This window comes from Tatumella sp. JGM130, assembly GCF_018257525.1.
Lineage (GTDB): Bacteria > Pseudomonadota > Gammaproteobacteria > Enterobacterales > Enterobacteriaceae > Tatumella > Tatumella punctata.
On sequence record NZ_JAERJS010000002.1, the window covers coordinates 80,199 to 97,957 of the forward strand.

At 53.9% G+C, this 17,759-nt stretch carries 18 protein-coding genes; 8 read left to right on the plus strand and 10 right to left on the minus strand.

Annotation, left to right across the window (positions count from 1 at the left end; genetic code table 11):
• Positions 1-3: 3 nt before the first annotated feature.
• The 5 genes from rsxD to add all read right to left on the minus strand — a co-directional run bounded on the left by rsxD (position 4) and on the right by add (position 5,453).
• A complete protein-coding gene (rsxD, locus tag JK211_RS01360) occupies positions 4-1,062 on the minus strand; it encodes an electron transport complex subunit RsxD (RefSeq protein ID WP_212706873.1) in 1,059 nt (352 codons plus the stop codon).
• Entirely contained in the window at positions 1,063-3,114 is a 2,052-nt protein-coding gene (gene rsxC, locus JK211_RS01365) for an electron transport complex subunit RsxC (RefSeq protein ID WP_212706874.1), read from the minus strand.
• On the minus strand, positions 3,107-3,685 hold the full coding sequence (gene rsxB / locus JK211_RS01370; RefSeq protein ID WP_212706875.1) for an electron transport complex subunit RsxB: 579 nt from the start codon (positions 3,683-3,685) through the stop codon (positions 3,107-3,109). The genes rsxC and rsxB overlap by 8 nt, the downstream gene beginning before the upstream one ends.
• Positions 3,685-4,266, minus strand: coding sequence for an electron transport complex subunit RsxA (gene rsxA, locus JK211_RS01375; RefSeq protein ID WP_212706876.1), 582 nt, complete (start codon positions 4,264-4,266; stop codon positions 3,685-3,687). Before rsxA ends, rsxB begins: the two co-directional genes overlap by 1 nt.
• 188 nt (positions 4,267-4,454) lie before the next feature.
• Positions 4,455-5,453, minus strand: a complete 999-nt coding sequence (gene add, locus JK211_RS01380) for an adenosine deaminase (RefSeq protein ID WP_212706877.1) — start codon at positions 5,451-5,453, stop codon at positions 4,455-4,457.
• A 231-nt stretch (positions 5,454-5,684) separates the two neighbouring features.
• Between add and JK211_RS01385 the strand changes: the two genes are divergently transcribed.
• Positions 5,685-5,933 (plus strand): hypothetical protein, encoded by a 249-nt coding sequence (locus JK211_RS01385; RefSeq protein ID WP_212706878.1) that lies wholly within the window; start codon positions 5,685-5,687, stop codon positions 5,931-5,933.
• A 40-nt stretch (positions 5,934-5,973) separates the two neighbouring features.
• Entirely contained in the window at positions 5,974-6,162 is a 189-nt protein-coding gene (locus JK211_RS01390; RefSeq protein ID WP_212706879.1) for a hypothetical protein, read from the plus strand.
• Here the strand turns inward: JK211_RS01390 and JK211_RS01395 are convergent.
• Complete coding sequence (locus tag JK211_RS01395; RefSeq protein WP_212706880.1) at positions 6,139-7,632, minus strand: YdgA family protein; 1,494 nt, start codon at positions 7,630-7,632, stop codon at positions 6,139-6,141. The genes JK211_RS01390 and JK211_RS01395 overlap by 24 nt on opposite strands.
• 397 nt (positions 7,633-8,029) lie before the next feature.
• Here JK211_RS01395 and fumC point away from each other — a divergent pair, with 397 nt between their 5' ends.
• Positions 8,030-9,433 carry a class II fumarate hydratase gene (fumC, locus tag JK211_RS01400; RefSeq protein ID WP_212706881.1) on the plus strand — a complete coding sequence of 468 codons (1,404 nt, stop codon included), beginning with the start codon at positions 8,030-8,032 and terminating at the stop codon, positions 9,431-9,433.
• A gap of 12 nt (positions 9,434-9,445) precedes the next feature.
• Here fumC and tus read toward each other — a convergent pair whose 3' ends face one another.
• Positions 9,446-10,372 carry a DNA replication terminus site-binding protein gene (gene tus, locus JK211_RS01405; protein ID WP_212706882.1) on the minus strand — a complete coding sequence of 309 codons (927 nt, stop codon included), beginning with the start codon at positions 10,370-10,372 and terminating at the stop codon, positions 9,446-9,448.
• A 216-nt stretch (positions 10,373-10,588) separates the two neighbouring features.
• Between tus and JK211_RS01410 the strand changes: the two genes are divergently transcribed.
• The 5 genes from JK211_RS01410 (at position 10,589) to JK211_RS01430 (ending at position 13,643) form a co-directional block, all read left to right on the plus strand.
• The gene (locus JK211_RS01410) at positions 10,589-11,518 is read left to right on the plus strand and encodes an ROK family protein (RefSeq protein ID WP_212706883.1); all 930 of its coding nucleotides are present in this window, start codon (positions 10,589-10,591) and stop codon (positions 11,516-11,518) included.
• 106 nt (positions 11,519-11,624) lie between these two features.
• Positions 11,625-12,110: an Rrf2 family transcriptional regulator gene (locus JK211_RS01415; protein ID WP_212706884.1), complete on the plus strand. Its 486-nt coding sequence runs from the start codon at positions 11,625-11,627 to the stop codon at positions 12,108-12,110.
• A gap of 191 nt (positions 12,111-12,301) precedes the next feature.
• A complete protein-coding gene (locus JK211_RS01420; protein ID WP_212706885.1) occupies positions 12,302-12,649 on the plus strand; it encodes a helix-turn-helix domain-containing protein in 348 nt (115 codons plus the stop codon).
• A gap of 192 nt (positions 12,650-12,841) precedes the next feature.
• Positions 12,842-13,321, plus strand: coding sequence for a ribonuclease domain-containing protein (locus JK211_RS01425; RefSeq protein WP_212706886.1), 480 nt, complete (start codon positions 12,842-12,844; stop codon positions 13,319-13,321).
• Position 13,322: 1 nt separating this feature from the next.
• Complete coding sequence (locus tag JK211_RS01430; RefSeq protein WP_212706887.1) at positions 13,323-13,643, plus strand: barstar family protein; 321 nt, start codon at positions 13,323-13,325, stop codon at positions 13,641-13,643.
• Here the strand turns inward: JK211_RS01430 and JK211_RS16985 are convergent.
• Genes JK211_RS16985 through JK211_RS01445 form a run of 3 tightly spaced genes read right to left on the minus strand, consistent with a single transcriptional unit; the run spans position 13,617 to position 17,724 of the window.
• On the minus strand, positions 13,617-14,204 hold the full coding sequence (locus tag JK211_RS16985; RefSeq protein WP_212706888.1) for a virulence factor SrfB: 588 nt from the start codon (positions 14,202-14,204) through the stop codon (positions 13,617-13,619). The two genes, JK211_RS01430 and JK211_RS16985, sit on opposite strands and share 27 nt — an antisense overlap.
• Positions 14,177-16,537 (minus strand): virulence factor SrfB, encoded by a 2,361-nt coding sequence (locus JK211_RS01440; protein ID WP_212706889.1) that lies wholly within the window; start codon positions 16,535-16,537, stop codon positions 14,177-14,179. The genes JK211_RS16985 and JK211_RS01440 overlap by 28 nt, the downstream gene beginning before the upstream one ends.
• Complete coding sequence (locus JK211_RS01445) at positions 16,537-17,724, minus strand: hypothetical protein (RefSeq protein WP_212706890.1); 1,188 nt, start codon at positions 17,722-17,724, stop codon at positions 16,537-16,539. Before JK211_RS01445 ends, JK211_RS01440 begins: the two co-directional genes overlap by 1 nt.
• Positions 17,725-17,759: the final 35 nt, after the last annotated feature.

The window sequence follows — 17,759 nt, forward strand, 5'->3', positions numbered from 1 at the left end:
CGGTTATTCCTTACGATGGCCATACACCCGCGGCTGAGTGTAGTAATCAATGAGAGGGACGCAAATATTTGCCAGCAGTACGGCAAAAGCCACACCGTCCGGGTATCCGCCAAAACTGCGGATAAGCCAGGTCAGCAGGCCAGTCAGGGCACCGTATACCAGACGTCCCTTATCGGTTGTTGATGCAGATACAGGGTCAGTGGCAATAAAAAATGCCCCGAGCATGGTTCCGCCGGAGAACAGCTGCATCATCGGCGAGGCCAGGCTGCCAGGAGATAACCACCACCCAACGGTGGCACAGAAAGTCAGCGCCAGTAAAAAACTGACCGGAATATGCCAGCGGATAGTGCCTTTAAACAGCATAAACAGGCCACCGGCCAGAAATCCGACATTCACCCACTGCCAGCCCTGACCACCGAGAACCCCCTGAAAAATGGGCTCAGCCAGTAGCTGGCTGGCGGAATGTCCGGCGCGCAGACCCGTTTTAAACCCGTCCAGAGGGGTAGCCTGACTGACTCCGTCAATACCTGATTGCAGAGCCTGCATCGATAAACCGCCACCCGTATGACCGGTAAAGATCATATTCAGGCTGTCCATCAGACCGGGTTTCACTGACTGTAATGCCTCTGGGGGCAGCCAGCTGGTCATCTGCACCGGGAAAGAGATCAGCAGCACCACATAACCGACCATCGCCGGGTTAAACGGATTCTGTCCCAGCCCGCCATATAATTGTTTCGCAATAATAATCGCGAAGGCGGTTCCGAGGACTATCAGCCACCAGGGAGCCAGTGGCGGAAGACTGACTCCCAGCAGAAGTGCTGTCAGTAAGGCCGAATTATCGGACAGCACCGGTAACACGGGTTGCTGGCGCAGGCGCAGTACCAGACCTTCACAGGCCCAGGCAGTCAGTGCCGCGAGGATCACCTGGATCAGGTTACCGTAACCGAAAAAATACCACTGGGCAGCCAGCCCCGGCAGGGCGGCCAGCAGAACAATGGTCATAATCCGGTGAGTACTGTGCCGGTTATGAGTATAAGGTGAACTTGCAATACGAAAAGCCATTTATTCCTCTGATGTCCTATTCTGCAACACAGGCGTCGCGGAGGTCTGTTGTTCCATAGCGGTAGCCTGTGCGGATTTTTTTGCTTTAGCGCGGGCAATGGCGGCGGCGACTGCGGCTTTACGCGGGTCTTCCGCCACGGCGTTATCTGCAGCGGTTTCTGGCGCTGCCGCAGCGGCGGGTGCCGTTTGTGCCTCTTTTCTGGCTTTAGCACGGGCAATGGCGGCCGCGACTGCGGCTTTACGCGGGTCTTCTGCCACAGCATTATCTGCAGCGGCTTCTGGCGCTGCCGCAGCGGCGGGTGCCGTTTGTGCTTCTTTTCTGGCTTTAGCACGGGCAATGGCGGCGGCGACTGCGGCTTTACGCGGGTCTTCCGCCACAGCGTTATCTGCAGCAACTTCTGGCGCTGCCGCAGCGGCGGGTGCCGTTTGTGCTTGCTTCCTGGCTCTGGCCTCAGCTTTACGTGTTTCACGTTGTGCTATGGCTGCCGCATTATCAGGTACCGTCCCGGCCTGAACACGGACTTCTTCGCCGGCCGCTGCGGAGCGGGCTTTTACCCGCGCGATAGCCGCAGAAATTTCGCTTTGTTCGCTGGCTGAGACTCTGCGTTTCGCTTCAGCATGTTTTGCTTCACGAGCCTGTTTTTCCCGTTCAAGTCGCTGCTGACGGGCCTCGAAACGAGCTTTAGCTTCCGCTGTCCTGCGGGCTTCGAGATCAATCTGTAACAACTCTGCTTTTTCCTGACGATAATACTGCACCAGCGGAATATTACTCGGGCAGACATAGGCACAGGCACCGCATTCGATACAATCATTCAGGTTATAGGCCCGGGCTTTTTCGTGATCTCCGCCCTGGCAATACCAGTACAGCTGTTGTGGCAACAGCCCGGCAGGGCAGGCATCAGCACAGGCACTGCAACGGATACAGGATTGTTCACTGTCATTGTTACCCATTTCTGCGATGGATGGTGCCAGTAAACAGTTGGTGATTTTCACCATCGGGACATGCAGAGAGGGCAGTGTAAATCCCATCAGCGGGCCACCCATAATCACCATCGGCTGCGGGCTGGCAGTAAAACCGGCCTGTTGCAGCAGGTGGCTGACCGGGGTGCCGATTCGTCCCCAGACATTACGAGGTTGCGCCAGCGCTTCACCGGTCAGGGTGACGACCCGCTCAGTCAGTGGCTCACCATCAATCACTGCCCGTTTTACGGCAAACGCGGTGCCGACGTTTTGCATCAGCACGCCAATATCGGCAGAACGCCCGCCATGAGGAACTTCCCGGCCGGTGAGTATCCTGGTCAGCTGTTTCGCACCGCCGGACGGGTATTTGGTCGGGATAACACGAATAATCAGGTCGTTATCGCCGGCTAATGCTTTTTTCAGGCTACGGATGGCCTCAGGTTTGTTATCTTCTATCCCGATAAGCACCTGATCTGCCTGTAACAGCCAGCGCAGGATCCTGCAGCCGGTCAGTACTTCCTGTGCATAGTCCTGCATCAGACGGTCATCGGCGGTAATATAGGGTTCACATTCAGCAGCGTTAATAATCAGAGTGTTAACGCCCTGTAATCCGCCATTAAGCTTAGTTGCTGTCGGGAATCCGGCGCCACCCAGCCCGGCCACCCCGGCATCATGGATAATACGGATAATTTCACGACGGTCATATTGCTGATAATCGGTCACGGTACGCCGTTCAATCCAGCGGTCTTCACCATCCGGCTGAATAAAAATACAGGGTTCAGACAGGCCGGAAGGGTGTGCCGTAATATGGGGCGCAATAGCTGTCACGGTCCCTGAACTGGGGGCATGTACCGGTAACATCCGGCCATGGCCAAAGGTCAGCGCTTGTCCGCGCAAGACGTGATCACCCGGTTGTACCAGCAGTTCACCTTCCTGGCCGAGATGCTGCTTTAACGGGATAATAAACTGTTCAGGTAAGGGTAAGCCCGCCAGCGGCGTGCCGTTAGACTGGGTCTTCATCTCCGGCGGATGGATCCCCCCTTTAAAGTCCCAGATTTTATCGGTACGAAAACGAGAAAACAGATTAAGCATGATGTTCTACCGGAATAACACGGACAGGAATGGAATTTAAATCCCATTTCCAGTTAGCAGTGGTGGTGGCTACCGGGCGCATTTCGATGCAATCGGTCGGGCAGGGGGCAACGCATAAATCACAGCCGGTACATAAATCCGTCAGTACGGTATGCATGGCGCGGGTCGAGCCGACAATCGCATCCACCGGACAGGCCTGAATACATTTAGTACAGCCAATACAGTTGGCTTCATCAATCCATGCCACTTTGGCTTCCGGAGATTTTGCCGATTCATCACCGTCAATTGGCTGCGGATCAACATTCAGCAGTGCCGCCAGTTTCAGCATGGTCTGCTCACCGCCGGGTGCACATTTATTGATCATCTCTCCCTGGTTGCCGACCGCATCAGCATAAGGACGGCAGCCGGGATAACCACACTGTCCACACTGACTCTGGGGCAACAGCTCATCAATCTGTTCAACGATAGGATCTTCTTCGACCCTGAAACGGCGTGAAGCATAGCCCAGCAGGGCACCAAACATTAATGCGAGAATACTCAGTGCAACAATAGCAATCCAAATCGCGGTCATCAGAATTTCACCAGCCCGCTAAAGCCCATAAATGCCAGCGCCATCAGTCCGGCAGTGACCAGAGCGATGGAAGAACCTTTAAAGGGCGCCGGTACATTAGCCAGTACCAGACGTTCACGAATTCCGGCAAACAGCACCATTACCAGCGAAAAGCCGAGTGAGGCACTGAATCCATACAATGCAGCCTGCAGAAACGTATGTTTCAGGTTAACACTGAGTAACGGCACACCCAGCACTGCACAGTTGGTGGTAATCAGCGGCAGGAAAATACCCAGTAACCGGTATAAAGACGGACTGGTTTTGCGCACTACCATTTCGGTAAATTGCACAGTCACCGCAATTACCAGGATATATGCCATGGTACGCAGGTAGACCAAATCCAGCGGGACCAGGATCAGATGGTTCACCAGCCATGCGCAAATCGATGCCAGTGTGATAACAAATGTTGTCGCCAGACCCATCCCGATAGCGGTTTCCAGCTTTTTGGAAACACCCATAAAAGGGCAGAGGCCAAGAAACTTCACCAGCACAAAGTTATTTACTAATACTGTGCCAACAAAGAGTAATAGATAGTCAGTCATTGTCGTGCCATGGGGGTTGAAAGGTAAGTATTATCAGGGATTAGGAGGTGTATAACAACCATGTCGGTTTTTTTGTTAGCGGCTTTCGCACTCAGAATTAAATTAGCAGTGATTAACCCCGCTGTTTATATGTGTATCAGGGCAGCCGGTCTGCGCCTTCGGCACAGACCGGAACCCTGTTTACATACTCAGCCGGCCACTTTGTCACGTAAGGCCTGTTTTTCTGCCTGACTGAGGAACGCCATATACAGCCCATTTTCCTGTGCCTGGCGGATCTCTTCCGGGCTCAGCCCGGCGGCCGGTGCGGCCACCTGATACTCATGAGGCAGTTCGATACCCTGGACCGCAGGATCATCCGTATTCAGGCAGGCCATCACACCGTGTTGCAGGAAGCTTTTCAGGGGATGCTCCTGCAGTGACGCTACAGTACTGGTCTGGATATTCGAGGTCAGACAGGATTCAATACCGATGCCATACTCAGCCAGATAATCCATCAGTGCCGGGTCTTGTATCGCTTTAACACCATGGCCGATACGCTCTGCCCCTAATTCACGGATAGCCTGCCAGATACTTTCCGGGCCAGCAGCTTCACCGGCATGTACCGTCACCCGGAATCCGGCATCGCGCGCTTTGTTAAAGTGGCTCAGGAACTGACTGCCAGGGAAGCCCAGTTCATCTCCGGCCAGGTCAACAGCGGTAATATGGTCCCGGTGGGCCAGTAAGCCTGCAAGCTCTTCGCGACAGGCCGCTTCGCCAAAGGTACGGCTCATAATACCTATCAGATTGACTTTTACATCAAACTGCTGGCATCCCTGACGTACCCCTTCAATCACTGCTTCGGTAACCCCGGCGACAGGCAACTGGTGGGTCATTGCCATATAGCCTGGTGAAAACCGTAATTCTGCATACTGTATCTTTGCGGCAGCAAGATCGGCGACATTCTCAAAAGCCACGCGGCGGCAGGCATCCAGAGATCCTAATACTTTGACTCCCCAGTCGAGTTTCTGCAGGAAACTGACCAAATCAGGTTGTGTGGACATCACCTGTACGTGGGGCAGCAGTGAGGATAAATCATTTGCCGGTAACGCAAGATTAAACTCCCGGCCGAGGTCAAGAATGGTCTGCGCACGGATATTGCCGTCGAGGTGCCGGTGGAGGTCAGTCAGGGGAAAAGTTGTATCGATCATGGCGCACTCGCAAAAAAATGTAAAAAGTGCGTAATAGTATAAAAATATCCGGGGGTAAAACACCAGTAATTTACGCTCTGCCCGCGGGGGGGAAATGGTTACTGTAATGATAAGTATGCAGTTTTAATTAATAAGCCCCTTTTTATTACAGGGATATTTCGATTAGTATATTCGATTGAATGGACAAATGTTCCGCAATATGATGTCTGAAGTCAATCGGGAGTCAGGAAAATGTTAACAGATTATCTGCAAATTGAAGAAGGCGACCAGCTGAAACATGCTCAGATGGTTAAACTTAAAAATCGTGGTCAGGAAGAAGTCAATCAGTGGATTATCGTCGGTAAAGATGGTCAGCAAAAAGGGACTGTTGATCTGTTTGATAAACTGAATTGCCGCCGCTCTTACTCAGCCAGCTATCGTATTACTCAGCGTGACCAGCACGGACAGGTGGTTGTCGACAGACTGATGGATGTGCTCTGACTGTGATAAAGTACGTTGATAGCATGCCCCTGAACTGCTGATGCCGGAAGCTGAACTGCCGGCAACAGATATCAAGGTCTTCTGCCCGCAAGGCAATCCTTCTGAGGCTGTATTGCCTGTCAGCGAACCCGCCGGGTTCGTTTTTTTTGCCTGTACGGTGATCATTAACGGCACTGTAAAAACAGTGCCGTTAATGCATCGGGGGTTACTGCTGACCATCGCCCTGTAACAACGGAACGTATTGCTGAATAAACTGCTCAAGGGGGATGTTGTCACCATTAATGGTCACGTCACCCTGGCCGTAATGCAATTCGGTCACAATGTCCTGATCTTTGACTTTCGTCAGACGGAACATTTCCCCCATCGCCGCCAGACCTTTAATTTGCTGCTCCGCCGATTGTTGCGCCGCCGCCGCCGTATACCCCTGAGTTTCACCGAGCACTGTCACTAACTGCTGTGCCATTGGCATGTTAATTGACAGGGAAGCATTGAGGTTTTTCATATAACGGTCGGTCAGCTGAGACAGTGACTGGGGAGCCACTGTGTTGGCGGCCGGATCATTAAAGTCTGCCTGCAGGCTGAAATGGCTTTCACCCCGGTTATTCTTCAACGACAGGGAATCTATCGACACTACCGGCGCACCTTTCAGCAGTAACGGCAAGTTTTGCAAAACAGCAGCATTCACCGATTGCTGCATCTCCTGAGGATCCTGCTGACTGCCGGCAGCAATCGCCGACAGATTCTCCTGAACCACCTGGTTATAATTATCATAAAACTGTTTTACTGACCGGGTGTCAAAATTACTCAGGGTGATGGACAGGGCGGCACTCCCCAGAGACTGTTGTCGCAGGGACAGGTCATCGATGGTGTAGTTGATTTTACCGCCGGTTTTCCCCTGTTTATCGTTAAAGTGACTATTGAGATCAGCCCCTTTAATCGCCAGAGCCGGTTGTGAATCCACTTTAGTCTCAAGTGACGATAAGCTGAGTTTCTGAGATCCCAGCCGCAGCCCTTCATCGCTCAGATAGCTGGTGCCGGAAAGGTTCAGGCCGCTGAGCGCGATGTTTACCGGTAATTTACTGTCATTTTTAAAGCTGAGCAGCAAGTCGCCAATTTCAGCACTGAAACTGATGTGATTCTGCTGGCTGTCTGCCGCGATATCAAATACAGATGCCTGGCTGGTCGCTTTGCCGCTGTCATCTGCATACTGTAGTGGCAGCACATTGATCCGGGTATCGGTGGCCATTGTGTAACTCAGACGTGTATCGGCGGTAACCGGAGACTGGCCGCCAGACAAGCTGAATAATCCTTTCAGTTGATCATTACTGACCAGTTCTGAATGCACGGAAGCTGCAGCCGGGATCAGATTAAAACGTTTCAGTTGCGACAGGGGGAAAGGGCCGTGATCGATAGTTTCATTCAGTATAATTTGCTTGCCCGGTGGCAGGAAACTGCTGTCAGTCGCCCCGGCGGAGCTTTGTAATACCAGTTGCAGATGTGAACTGAACACACCGCGCTGATAATTCTGTTTGGTCAGCTGCAGATGGCTGTCAGGAAAATTTGTGGCAATTTGCTGATTCGCCCGGGTGATAAGCTGGTCAATATCAGATTCAGTTTTCTTACCTGTGAACCATGACGCGCCGGTCCAGACCACACCCAGTGCAATTACTACACCCAGGGCAACATTCGTTTTCTTCATCAGTGAGTTGTCCTTTTATCTCTTATATCCGGCCGCTAACGGCAGTGAAAGCCACAGACCATGTGCCGTAGCCCGGTCCGTATCTGCGACTTTGCTGTATCCCGATAGCCTGATGCCGGCATATGTGCGGGAAAATGGTTAATCCCTTCAGAAGATAGCACTGTTTCCACAATAATCCGATCACAAGATAGGTATCAGGGGGCATCAGTTGTACAGATAAGCCGCAATTGTGTAAAAAACCAGATTTATCGCATCCCGCAGCAGAAAATACCAAAATAACCACCGGATCATCACAGGCAGCGGAAAATGTTAAAATGTTGTATATTTTTTCTTCCGGCAGGAAAAGAAACTGGTCGCCTGTCCGCCGGTAAATCATGTCAGTCATCAGGAGAAAATAATGACAGTTCATCGTACTGAGAAAGATTCCATGGGGCCGGTTGACGTACCGGCAGACAGACTCTGGGGAGCACAGACTCAGCGTTCGCTGGAGCATTTCCGTATCTCTGTCGAGAAAATGCCGACAGGACTGATCAATGCACTCGCTATGACCAAACGCGCAGCGGCAGTGGTAAACCGGCAGCTACAGCTACTGCCGGAAGATCGCAGCCATGCCATTATCCGTGCGGCTGATGAAGTGCTGGAAGGCAGGCACCTGCAGGAGTTCCCGCTGGCAGTCTGGCAGACCGGTTCCGGTACCCAGACCAATATGAATATGAATGAAGTGCTGGCTAACCGCGCCAGTGAAATTCTCGGCGGGGAACGGGGTATGCAGCGGCTGATTCATCCGAATGATGATGTCAACAAAAGTCAGAGCTCTAATGATGTTTTTCCGACCGCTATGCACGTTGCTGCTCTGATAGCTGTACGCCAGCAACTGCTGCCGCAACTGGCAGGCCTGACCCGTGTACTGGCGGAAAAATCAGAGCAGTTTCAGGATATTGTCAAAATCGGCCGCACCCACCTGCAGGATGCCACTCCCTTAACCCTCGGCCAGGAAATCTCCGGCTGGGTGGCCATGCTACAGCATAACCGGCGCCATCTGGAATATAGCCTCCCCCATATTGCTGAGCTGGCGCTGGGCGGGACGGCCGTCGGCACCGGACTCAATACTCATCCTGAATATGCGGTACGGGTGGCTGCCGTGCTGGCGGAATATACGGGGCTGCCCTTTGTTACTGCACCCAATAAATTCGAATCTCTCGCCAGTTGTGATGCATTAGTCCACTTACACGGTTCCCTGAAAGGGCTGGCGGCGTCACTGATGAAGATAGCTAATGATGTTCGCTGGCTGGCTTCCGGACCCCGTTGCGGTATTGGCGAATTATCGATTCCGGAAAATGAGCCGGGCAGCTCCATTATGCCGGGCAAAGTCAATCCGACTCAGTGTGAAGCCCTGACCATGCTGTGTTGTCAGGTCATGGGAAATGATGTTGCGGTTAATATCGGCGGGGCTTCCGGGAATTTTGAGCTGAATGTATACCGGCCGATGATTATCAATAACGTCCTGCAATCCGTCCGGCTGCTGGCTGACGGGATGGACAGTTTTAACCGGCATTGTGCGGCAGGCATTGAGCCTGACCGTGCTCGTATCAGCCAGTTACTGAATGACTCGCTGATGCTGGTCACGGCGCTGAACACGCATATCGGCTACGACAAGGCTGCCGAAATTGCTAAAACAGCCCACAAACAGGGGCTGACATTGAAAGCCGCGGCATTACAGCTGGGGTATTTGTCTGAAGAACAGTTTGACCGCTGGGTTCGTCCTGAAGATATGGTCAGCAGTATGAAACAGTCATCCTGATAAAACTCTCTTTCAGGGATTATCGCTGGCCTGCCACAACCATAACCGCGGAATTAATAACGTCATCGGTTGTGCCGCGGGTTTATAGCGGTGATTAATCGCCTGCTGGTCATAGTTTGTTAATTCACCGATTACCGGCACATTGTGGTCAGGGCAGCAAAAAATCAGGGGGGTCGGGCAGGGCAGCTGACGCTGTTGCTTCTTCTGCCGATCCCAGAGACGGGCCACAGGCTGTACTTTTACCGGACGCTTTATTTTCAGCCGGGCATCCGCGGGCAGAGCGGCAACCAATTCCAGTTCAGCAGCCACTTTCTCTGCCCACTGCTCGCGGGTCCAGGGCGCTTTAGCCCTGCCAGCACTGAGGCTTTTTTCCAGCTGCTGGCAAATCTCATCGCGACTGACATTCCTGATAATATGTTTATTGGCCCAGCCGAAATGTACAGAGGCCGGGGCCGGCAGCAGGGTGACGGAACGGTAGGCGTTAAGGGTAATCAGCCCCGGAAAGTGCTGGTGGACAAACGGGAAACGTGCTTCTGAAGACAGACCTGAATCACGGGTAATCAGTTGCTCCAGTAGTAATTTCAGCTGGTTAATCCCGTCGGTCTGCTGTTGTAACTGCTCAAAGGCAGCCCGATCCGTTTTAAAACAGAGTGCCCCGGGCAGTCTGACCGCCGCGCGGGTACTGACGTTTTCTGACTGTTGCTGCATAAACAAACGTTGTAAATGTCCGAGTGCCATCTCCCGGGCGGTCTGCCCGGTGAATTGCTGTACGGAGATAGTTTCTGTTGCATTCTGCTCATCACCTTTCATCACCGGTGGCAGAGAAAATACTCTTGCCGCCAGCAGCGGTAACTGCTGCAAAGTATCCGCGAGTTGCCGCAACTGATGTTCCATCAGATTAATGCATTCCCGCATTTCAGACACCAGAGTGTAACGCATAGTATTGATTCCGTGACGAAGGCTATATTAGTTACAACATACTTCATATTTCCGATAAATGCCAGAGGCAGCACCGTCGCTGGCCGGTTTTCACCAGCAAAGGGCGAAGGGAAAAGGGCAGGGGCAGTCTCAGGGAAAGTTATCGGCGTTTTCACCCCGCGGTAATCACTTTATACTGTGCCCGTTTCTGAGACAGGGGTCTGACCGGGTGTAACTATGAATACAGCAGTAATGTGCTTTGATATTGGCGGCTCTTTTATTAAAAGTGCCGTAATGATGCCGGATGATCAGCTACAGACCATTGGCAGTTTACCGGTGCCGGCGCGGGACTGGCCGGCATTATGCGCGGCACTACAGCAGTTACTGGCACAGGCTGCACCGTTACTGAGCCGCGGATCACCGGTTGCCATTTCGGCCGCCGGGGTAGTCGACCAGCAGGCTGATACGATCCTTGCAGGTAATCTTCCTGCCTTTAACGGTCACCGGGTAGCACAAGAGCTATCGTCGATTTTTCAGCGTCCGGTCGTGACAGGCAACGACGCCGATTGTTTTACCCTGGCGGAAGCAATACAGGGCAGCGCCAGAGACGCTGAAATGGTACTGGGCATTATTCTTGGCAGTGGTGTCGGCGGCGGACTGGTGTACCGGCAACAGATTATACGGGGGGCAGGCGGACTGACCGGAGAGTGGGGACATGGTCCGGTGACCCGCACGGAATTCCGTTACGGGGGGAAAACTCTTCACCTGCCCAGGTTACCTTGTGGCTGCGGGCAGCAGGGGTGCCTCGACACCCTTGGCGCTGCCCGCGGGCTGGAACGAATTTATGCCCACTGCTTTATGGACGCAGCAGACAGCCGTACCATTATTGACGACTGGCACCGGCAGGAACCCCGGGCTATGCAGACAGTATATCTCTGGTCGCAGCTGGTCAGCGAAGTATTATCGGTGGTGATTAATACCCTCGGTCCGGGAAAAGTGGTTGCCGGGGGCGGACTGGCATCGGACAGGGCATTAATTGAACTACTGGATCGCGAAGTCAGGGCCAGAATCCTGCGCAGCGGTGATCAGCCGCTAATCGTCCCGGCCAGCCTCCATCAGCAGGGCGGGTTACTGGGTGCCGCCATGCTGGGCCGCCGTCTGACTTAAAGTTCTGTGCGGTGTGGCCCCGGGCTGGCTTCTCAGTCCGGGGTTTTTTTGTTAGGATCCACATGCCATTCAGGCTTATTACCTTCCCTTTCCCAGAGGAACATAAATGCTAGATTATCGCTTTCCTACAGCACTACAGATGGTTCTCAGTGTTGCTATGGCAGAGCAACAGGGTGAACGTTCCACCAGTGCTATCCTTGCTAAAGGCCTGGAATCTAATCCCAGTCTAATCCGTAAACTTATGGTGCCTCTCACCCGTGACGGAATAATCGTTACAACCCTTGGCCGTACCGGGTCTATCCATCTCGGTCGTCCGGCAGCCGAAATTTCTCTGCGCGATATCTATCTGTCGGTGACTGATGAAAAAAAACTGCTCAACTCCCGGCCAGATGTTAAGAAGCCTTGTTGTATCGTCAGTGCCAATGTCTGCTGGTATTTTAAATCCCTTGCCGCAGAAGCGGAACAGGCATCTCTGAATGTACTGGCCACACGTTCTGTGGCAACCGCACTGGCCGAAATTACCGGCAAAGCGGGCCATAATACCCGGCCGCAGAAAGAACCCCTGTTGGCAGACGGTCAGACTGCAGAATAGCCCGCGGGCCGGTAGCCGCAGAATGATGCTGCACAGCCGCCGCGAGGCACCCGCGGCGGCGGTAACTCAATTCCCACTGAATCAGTAAGGCATTTAATGTATCAATTATGTTTGCATTTTAATGCGGATTGGCGCACCATTAAATGCAACTGCAATTGATACTATTTCTTTTAGTCGCGACGGAGAGACCGATGAACAATGCTTTTTTCCATGATTTAATCAGCTGGATTGATAATCATATCGAAAGCCGTCTTAATCTTGATCTGGTGGCTGAACGGGCAGGTTACTCCAAATGGCACCTGCAACGTATGTTTAAAGAGCATACGGGTTATGCGCTGGGTGAATATATTCGTAAGAAAAAACTCGAAAAATCTGCTGACAGACTCACTACAACCAATGAACCGATCCTGAGTGTCGCTATTTCGATGGGTTTTGACTCACAGCAATCCTTCAATCGTAGTTTTAAACGCGAATTCGGTATGGCCCCCGGAACATGGCGTCGTTCTTCCGGCGATGCGCCTCAGCACTATATGCATTAATTTTCCTCGTCAGATGGCCGCCTGCAGTGGCCAGCGCTGTCGCGGTTATTTCAGCCACAGAGTGACGGCAGAGCAGGGACATAAGCTCTCTTCAGCGGGACAGCAACCCGCCATTTGTCTGCAGATATTGATGCCGGCAGCCAGAAGGCTAAAAAACAGGTATAGTAAATTTGCTTATCTAAGGAATTTATTATGTCTAAAAAACTCTGGGGCGGGTTAATTATTGCCCTTTTTGCCTGCTGGCTGGGTCTTAAATCTTCACCTGAACATTCTGAAAACCACAACTCCCGCCATTCAGCGGTTCCCGTTTCTGCCCCGTCAGGTACCCGTGCTGCTGACATTACGGCACTGACATCGGCAAATCAGGTAGCAGCCTGGATACATCAGCACCACCGTCTGCCGGATTTCTATATACGTAAAGGCGAGGCGCGCCGCCAGGGCTGGGATCCCTCCGCAGCGAATTTGTGTGACGTCTTACCGGGGAAGGCTATCGGCGGAGATCACTTCTCGAACCGTGAAGGCCGTTTGCCCGAAGTTGCCAGCCGGCGCTGGTTTGAGGCTGATGTTAATTACCAGTGCGGACACCGTAACGCAGACCGGTTACTCTATTCATCCGACGGGCTGGTTTATCTGACCACTGACCATTACCGGACCTTTACGAGGATACCCTGAGATGCTGACTGCCGTATTTGATTTTCGTACTCTCAGTGATCAGCAGCAATTTTATCAGCAACTGAGCAGAGATACCCATTGTCCGGCAACCTTTGGGAATAACCTGGACGCACTCTGGGACTGGCTCACCGCAGGAATGGCGTTGCCGGCGCGCTTTGAACTGCGGCACCCGCCGGAGGATAATCCGCGACTGATCCTGATATTGCAGTTACTGGCCGAGGCTTCACAGGCGCTGAGCGGACAATTACAGCTGCGTTTTGACGGAGATAAACAGCCGGACGATCGCTGGCAGGCATTACTGGCTGCCGGCCAGCAAAGCTGAGTCATCGCCGGTATCAATCCGCCCGTCATCACTCCAGTAAGCGGCACAGGGCTGACCGTTAGTTGCCAGAGTATTCAGACGGATCACCACCAGTGACAAGGGCAGATTCTGTTGCCCGTCGGCAGTGACCTGTATTACTTCCGGCAGCCCGCGCAGCTGGCCGTTACTGTCTGTCAGCCAGCGCAACGTTACCTGTACACCCTTATCACAGCCTTCAGTCTCAGTCGCCCGCAGAGAGACACTCAGTAACGGGCTGGCCGGTAACCGCGGGTCGCCACTGGTGCGGTAACCCAGTGAGACGCGTTGCACCAGCAAAAGCTCGAAAGTCACCGCGCTGGCCGGAAGCAGGGTCGCCGGTAACCGCAGCAAAACCTGTGAACAAGGCAGTGTAAACCGGGGAGTAATGATACCCAGTTCGCGGATAATATTATCTGCGGCGTACTGTCCTGCTGCGATATAGCGGGGATAAAGACGTTGCTGACGGATCAATTGATGAATAAAAGCGCCGGTAATGGCGCTGCATTTGCCATCAATCAGTTCTCCGTTACGACAGAAAGGCATGCTTTCCCTGCACGCAGTCTGTCCAGACTGATAATATGGCCGGGCGGCAAAGGCAGGTTTCGGGTCAGCAACTGGCGAATCGCTGGCAGGGCGGAATTTTTGCCGCTGAATAGCAAGACATCAGGCTGATGACGTCTGACGTTGTCACACATAGTGGTCAGTAATCCGGCAGCACGGAAATTTTCAGAGTTAAAAAATGCCTCGACGGCGGTGAAACTCACCGTAACCGGCATCTCACAGGCATCATATCTGCCCCTGACCGCGGAAATGTCGCTGACCCGCTGGCTGAAATATGCCATGACCTGATGGTCGGGCGGGTCGGCTAATAAATCACCGGCGGTGCCGCCGGCTACGGATTCACACTGTCCGTTCCCGGCTGCCTGCCGGTAGTTTTCCAGTATTTTCAGGGCCAGTGGCCGGAAGAACTGCCGGCTGAACTGTTGTCGCCAGGGGGTATCGCCCTCACAACTACTGCCGGGGGCAAATAATTGCCGCACAACGGTCGCTGCCCGGGCTAATCCCTGTTGTTGCAGGTACTCCTGTAATGCCGGCAGCAGAAAAGTTCTGACCAGGTCGTACAGCAAATCTTCCCCGGCCAGCGGGTAACCGCTGCGATAAAGCAGCTCAGGCCGCAGCAGCACTGGCGGGGATCCAACCGGCAGATAATCACTCACCGAAACATCGGTAGTCCCCCCGCCAATATCGATCAGAGCGATACGCAGCCCGCGATGGGATCTGCCGGGTAATTGCCAGTCATTAATCAGCCGGTCACAGACCGCGTTATCTCCGGAGCGGGGAACCGGCTGGCTGTATAACCATAACAGCTGGCCACAGCTGGCTTCATCAGCTTCAGCAATCACCCGCGGCAAGGGGTGCCAGAACCGTTCAGCATCAGGATGTGCCGCCCGGCCCGCGGGCCGGGTCAGAGACTGGCGGACCAGCATCACCGCCTGGCGGGCCAGCTGCAGCACCTGGTCTTTTTCCGCCGGACTCATTGCTGCCGGCAGTGTCAGCAGAATTGAGCGCAGGTGGCGCGGAGCGCTGTAACCGGGCATCTTCTGCCGGTGACTGTGGCTGTTCATCTGACAAAATGCCTGGCTGATCAGTTCACACAGCATAAACATCAGTAAACTGCTGCGCGGATACCCGGCATGACAAACGGGGAACTGGTGTTCCGCAGGCAGCTGATCCAGCATCCTGGCCTGATCATCCATCAGCAGGGTAAACGGAGAGCGTATTGCTGCCGGCTGTTCACCGCTGGCGGACGGGGGATAATACCAGTGATACTCAGGGATATTGTCATCCCAGCTATAGCGCCGCGGGCTGCTGACCCCTTGCATTCCGCCGCTCTGGTTTAAGGTGCGGGTCAGTCGCCGGGCTTCATCACCGGTTCTGACTATCGAAGGCCAGAGAAATACCGATGAACGTCCGCTGGCAGCCGAATAGGCATACTTGTCTAACGGACAGGGAGCAAAGGCAATTTCACTGCTGAACAGGGCCGCCCCGCGGCGTGCAGGCCGGGATAAATCACGTAATATCAGCTCGCTGCTGTGCAGTAACGGGTTATCCTGCTGCGGATGCTGTTCGCTGATAATCCCGCAACTGTGGCTGTTGCCAATATCCAGTAACAGATCGACCTCTGCCGGTCTGTTACTGCCGTCTGACGGCAGCAGCATCATTGCCTCACAGGGCAGGGCTATACTGATCAGTTCCAGCAAATTCAGATAATGAGCCTGATAACTGAACCGGGTCGCGGAGGACAATCCACCGGCAGGTGCCTGACAGGCAAACACTGACTGTAGCCACTGATTCAGCCACGGATATTCGAGAAACTGCATCAGGTCATGATCCCGCCAGGCAGGAGCAAAATGCTGGCCGTTATCACAGTCGACACGGTCTGGCTGCAGATCCCGCGTCTGCTGATCTCCCGCAGTGGTATCAAAGGCCAGTGTCAGGCTATGGTGCCTGTCCTTTACCTCTGGCGGGCTGATAAATACCCTGACCCAGTTTACCGGTCCGTGACTGCATTTTCCGTCCGGCTGCTGCCGGAAAAATGGTACCGGCAGCCAGTTATCTGCATACACTGTCAGACACTCACTGAGAGGGACCTGATACTCCGGACGGACAATTTCATCATCTCCGGAGTTATCAGCCGGTAAATAAAAGCAGTGTTGCTGCGGATCTTCTGCCACCCGGATCAACGGGCCACTGGCTTTGCGGCGCACAAAATGGCGGAGTCCGCGGGCAATACTGGCACTGATCTCAGTATCCAGAAACTGGATACCTGTATCAGCCAGTAATGAAAACCGGTTATTCAATCGTCCGGAAGGCATCAGGCGTGTCCTGTGGAAAAGAGGGTGATAGTGCGGGGGACGGGTTGTCCTTTAAGACTGGCAGTGCAGTCTGTGCCGCGGGTAGTCAGCGTACAAAGTACCGCCGGAACCTGCATCCGGGATCCGTCCTGACAGGCGGCCCTGAATCTGCTGTACAGAGACAAAGTCCCTGAGGGCAGAAAGCCGCGACTGACAGCGGCCTGACAGCGCCCATGGACGGCAGATACCATCTGCAGGTGCCCGCGACCCTGACCGAATGTAAATTGCAGAGATAATGGCTGACTTTGTGGCGGGTGAATCACCGCCTGCCATTCACCGTCCATAAAACTCACATCCCCGCGTTTTACCGATGCTGCGGGGATCTGCAACCGGTGTCTGGTGACCGGTGGCGGGGCGGCGACAGGTTTCACCCCTGCGGCTATTATCGATGCCAGCTGCAAAGGCAGCCGGGCAACAGACAGGGGTTTCACTGAGGTTGTCACTAATCGCTGCTCAGTGATGGCCGCCGGCGGTTGTGACGACGGACGCTGGTATCGCCACATATAACCGCTCACGGCGACAGCCAGTATCAGCGCCGCCAGCACGCCGCCGGTAATCGCTGCACGGCTATTGTTGCCGGTCTGCCGGGCGGGCACTTCTGCGGTGACGGGCAACACAGGTCTGTCTGTGGTGAAGTGTTCTCCGTCCGGGCTCAGAGAAAGCAGAGCTCCGGCAAGACTGTGCAAAGGGGGGCTGCCTGCTGCCGCAGGTTGCTGCGGGCAGTGACCCCAGAAGGTAATCACTGGCAAATTATTGACCAGGAAAACAGTTTCTTTACCGGGAAATATCATCATTTTCTGCAATAAACGGCCAAAAAACACTGCTGGCGGGTTATCTGCGGCCAGGCATTGTTCTGCCAGTTGTTGCAGGCTGCTGACGGCCTGTTCCAGTATTTGCAGGGCTGCGCGGCGTTCAGCGTCCCCGGCATCCTGCCAGCGGACAACCGCTCCGCTCCGCGGGCTGTGCCACTGGATGCCTTCACTGCCATGGCCCCGTAAAGGAATAGCAAAACAGTCAGCGGCGTGTTGCATGCCCCGCAGACAGAGCAACGCCTGTATCTGCGGGCTGTAATCCGTGACCGGTGCGGCTTGTACCCCCAGCATCTGGTAATCAGCACCGGCCTCTCCGGTCAGAAAAGTCGCTATCATCTGTCATCCTCCCGCGCCTTGCCGGGAAAATAACC

Coding starts and splice junctions, on each gene's coding strand:
- JK211_RS01420 (WP_212706885.1), top strand. CDS start 12,302: ATGAACAATGCTTTTTTCCATGATTTAATCAGCTGGATTGATAATCAT.
- rsxA (WP_212706876.1), bottom strand. CDS start 4,266: ATGACTGACTATCTATTACTCTTTGTTGGCACAGTATTAGTAAATAAC.
- JK211_RS01410 (WP_212706883.1), top strand. CDS start 10,589: ATGAATACAGCAGTAATGTGCTTTGATATTGGCGGCTCTTTTATTAAA.
- rsxC (WP_212706874.1), bottom strand. CDS start 3,114: ATGCTTAATCTGTTTTCTCGTTTTCGTACCGATAAAATCTGGGACTTT.
- rsxB (WP_212706875.1), bottom strand. CDS start 3,685: ATGACCGCGATTTGGATTGCTATTGTTGCACTGAGTATTCTCGCATTA.
- JK211_RS01385 (WP_212706878.1), top strand. CDS start 5,685: ATGTTAACAGATTATCTGCAAATTGAAGAAGGCGACCAGCTGAAACAT.
- JK211_RS01440 (WP_212706889.1), bottom strand. CDS start 16,537: ATGCCTTCCGGACGATTGAATAACCGGTTTTCATTACTGGCTGATACA.
- add (WP_212706877.1), bottom strand. CDS start 5,453: ATGATCGATACAACTTTTCCCCTGACTGACCTCCACCGGCACCTCGAC.
- JK211_RS01445 (WP_212706890.1), bottom strand. CDS start 17,724: ATGATAGCGACTTTTCTGACCGGAGAGGCCGGTGCTGATTACCAGATG.
- JK211_RS01395 (WP_212706880.1), bottom strand. CDS start 7,632: ATGAAGAAAACGAATGTTGCCCTGGGTGTAGTAATTGCACTGGGTGTG.
- fumC (WP_212706881.1), top strand. CDS start 8,030: ATGACAGTTCATCGTACTGAGAAAGATTCCATGGGGCCGGTTGACGTA.
- JK211_RS01415 (WP_212706884.1), top strand. CDS start 11,625: ATGCTAGATTATCGCTTTCCTACAGCACTACAGATGGTTCTCAGTGTT.
- rsxD (WP_212706873.1), bottom strand. CDS start 1,062: ATGGCTTTTCGTATTGCAAGTTCACCTTATACTCATAACCGGCACAGT.
- JK211_RS16985 (WP_212706888.1), bottom strand. CDS start 14,204: ATGCCTTTCTGTCGTAACGGAGAACTGATTGATGGCAAATGCAGCGCC.
- tus (WP_212706882.1), bottom strand. CDS start 10,372: ATGCGTTACACTCTGGTGTCTGAAATGCGGGAATGCATTAATCTGATG.
- JK211_RS01390 (WP_212706879.1), top strand. CDS start 5,974: ATGCCGGAAGCTGAACTGCCGGCAACAGATATCAAGGTCTTCTGCCCG.
- JK211_RS01430 (WP_212706887.1), top strand. CDS start 13,323: ATGCTGACTGCCGTATTTGATTTTCGTACTCTCAGTGATCAGCAGCAA.
- JK211_RS01425 (WP_212706886.1), top strand. CDS start 12,842: ATGTCTAAAAAACTCTGGGGCGGGTTAATTATTGCCCTTTTTGCCTGC.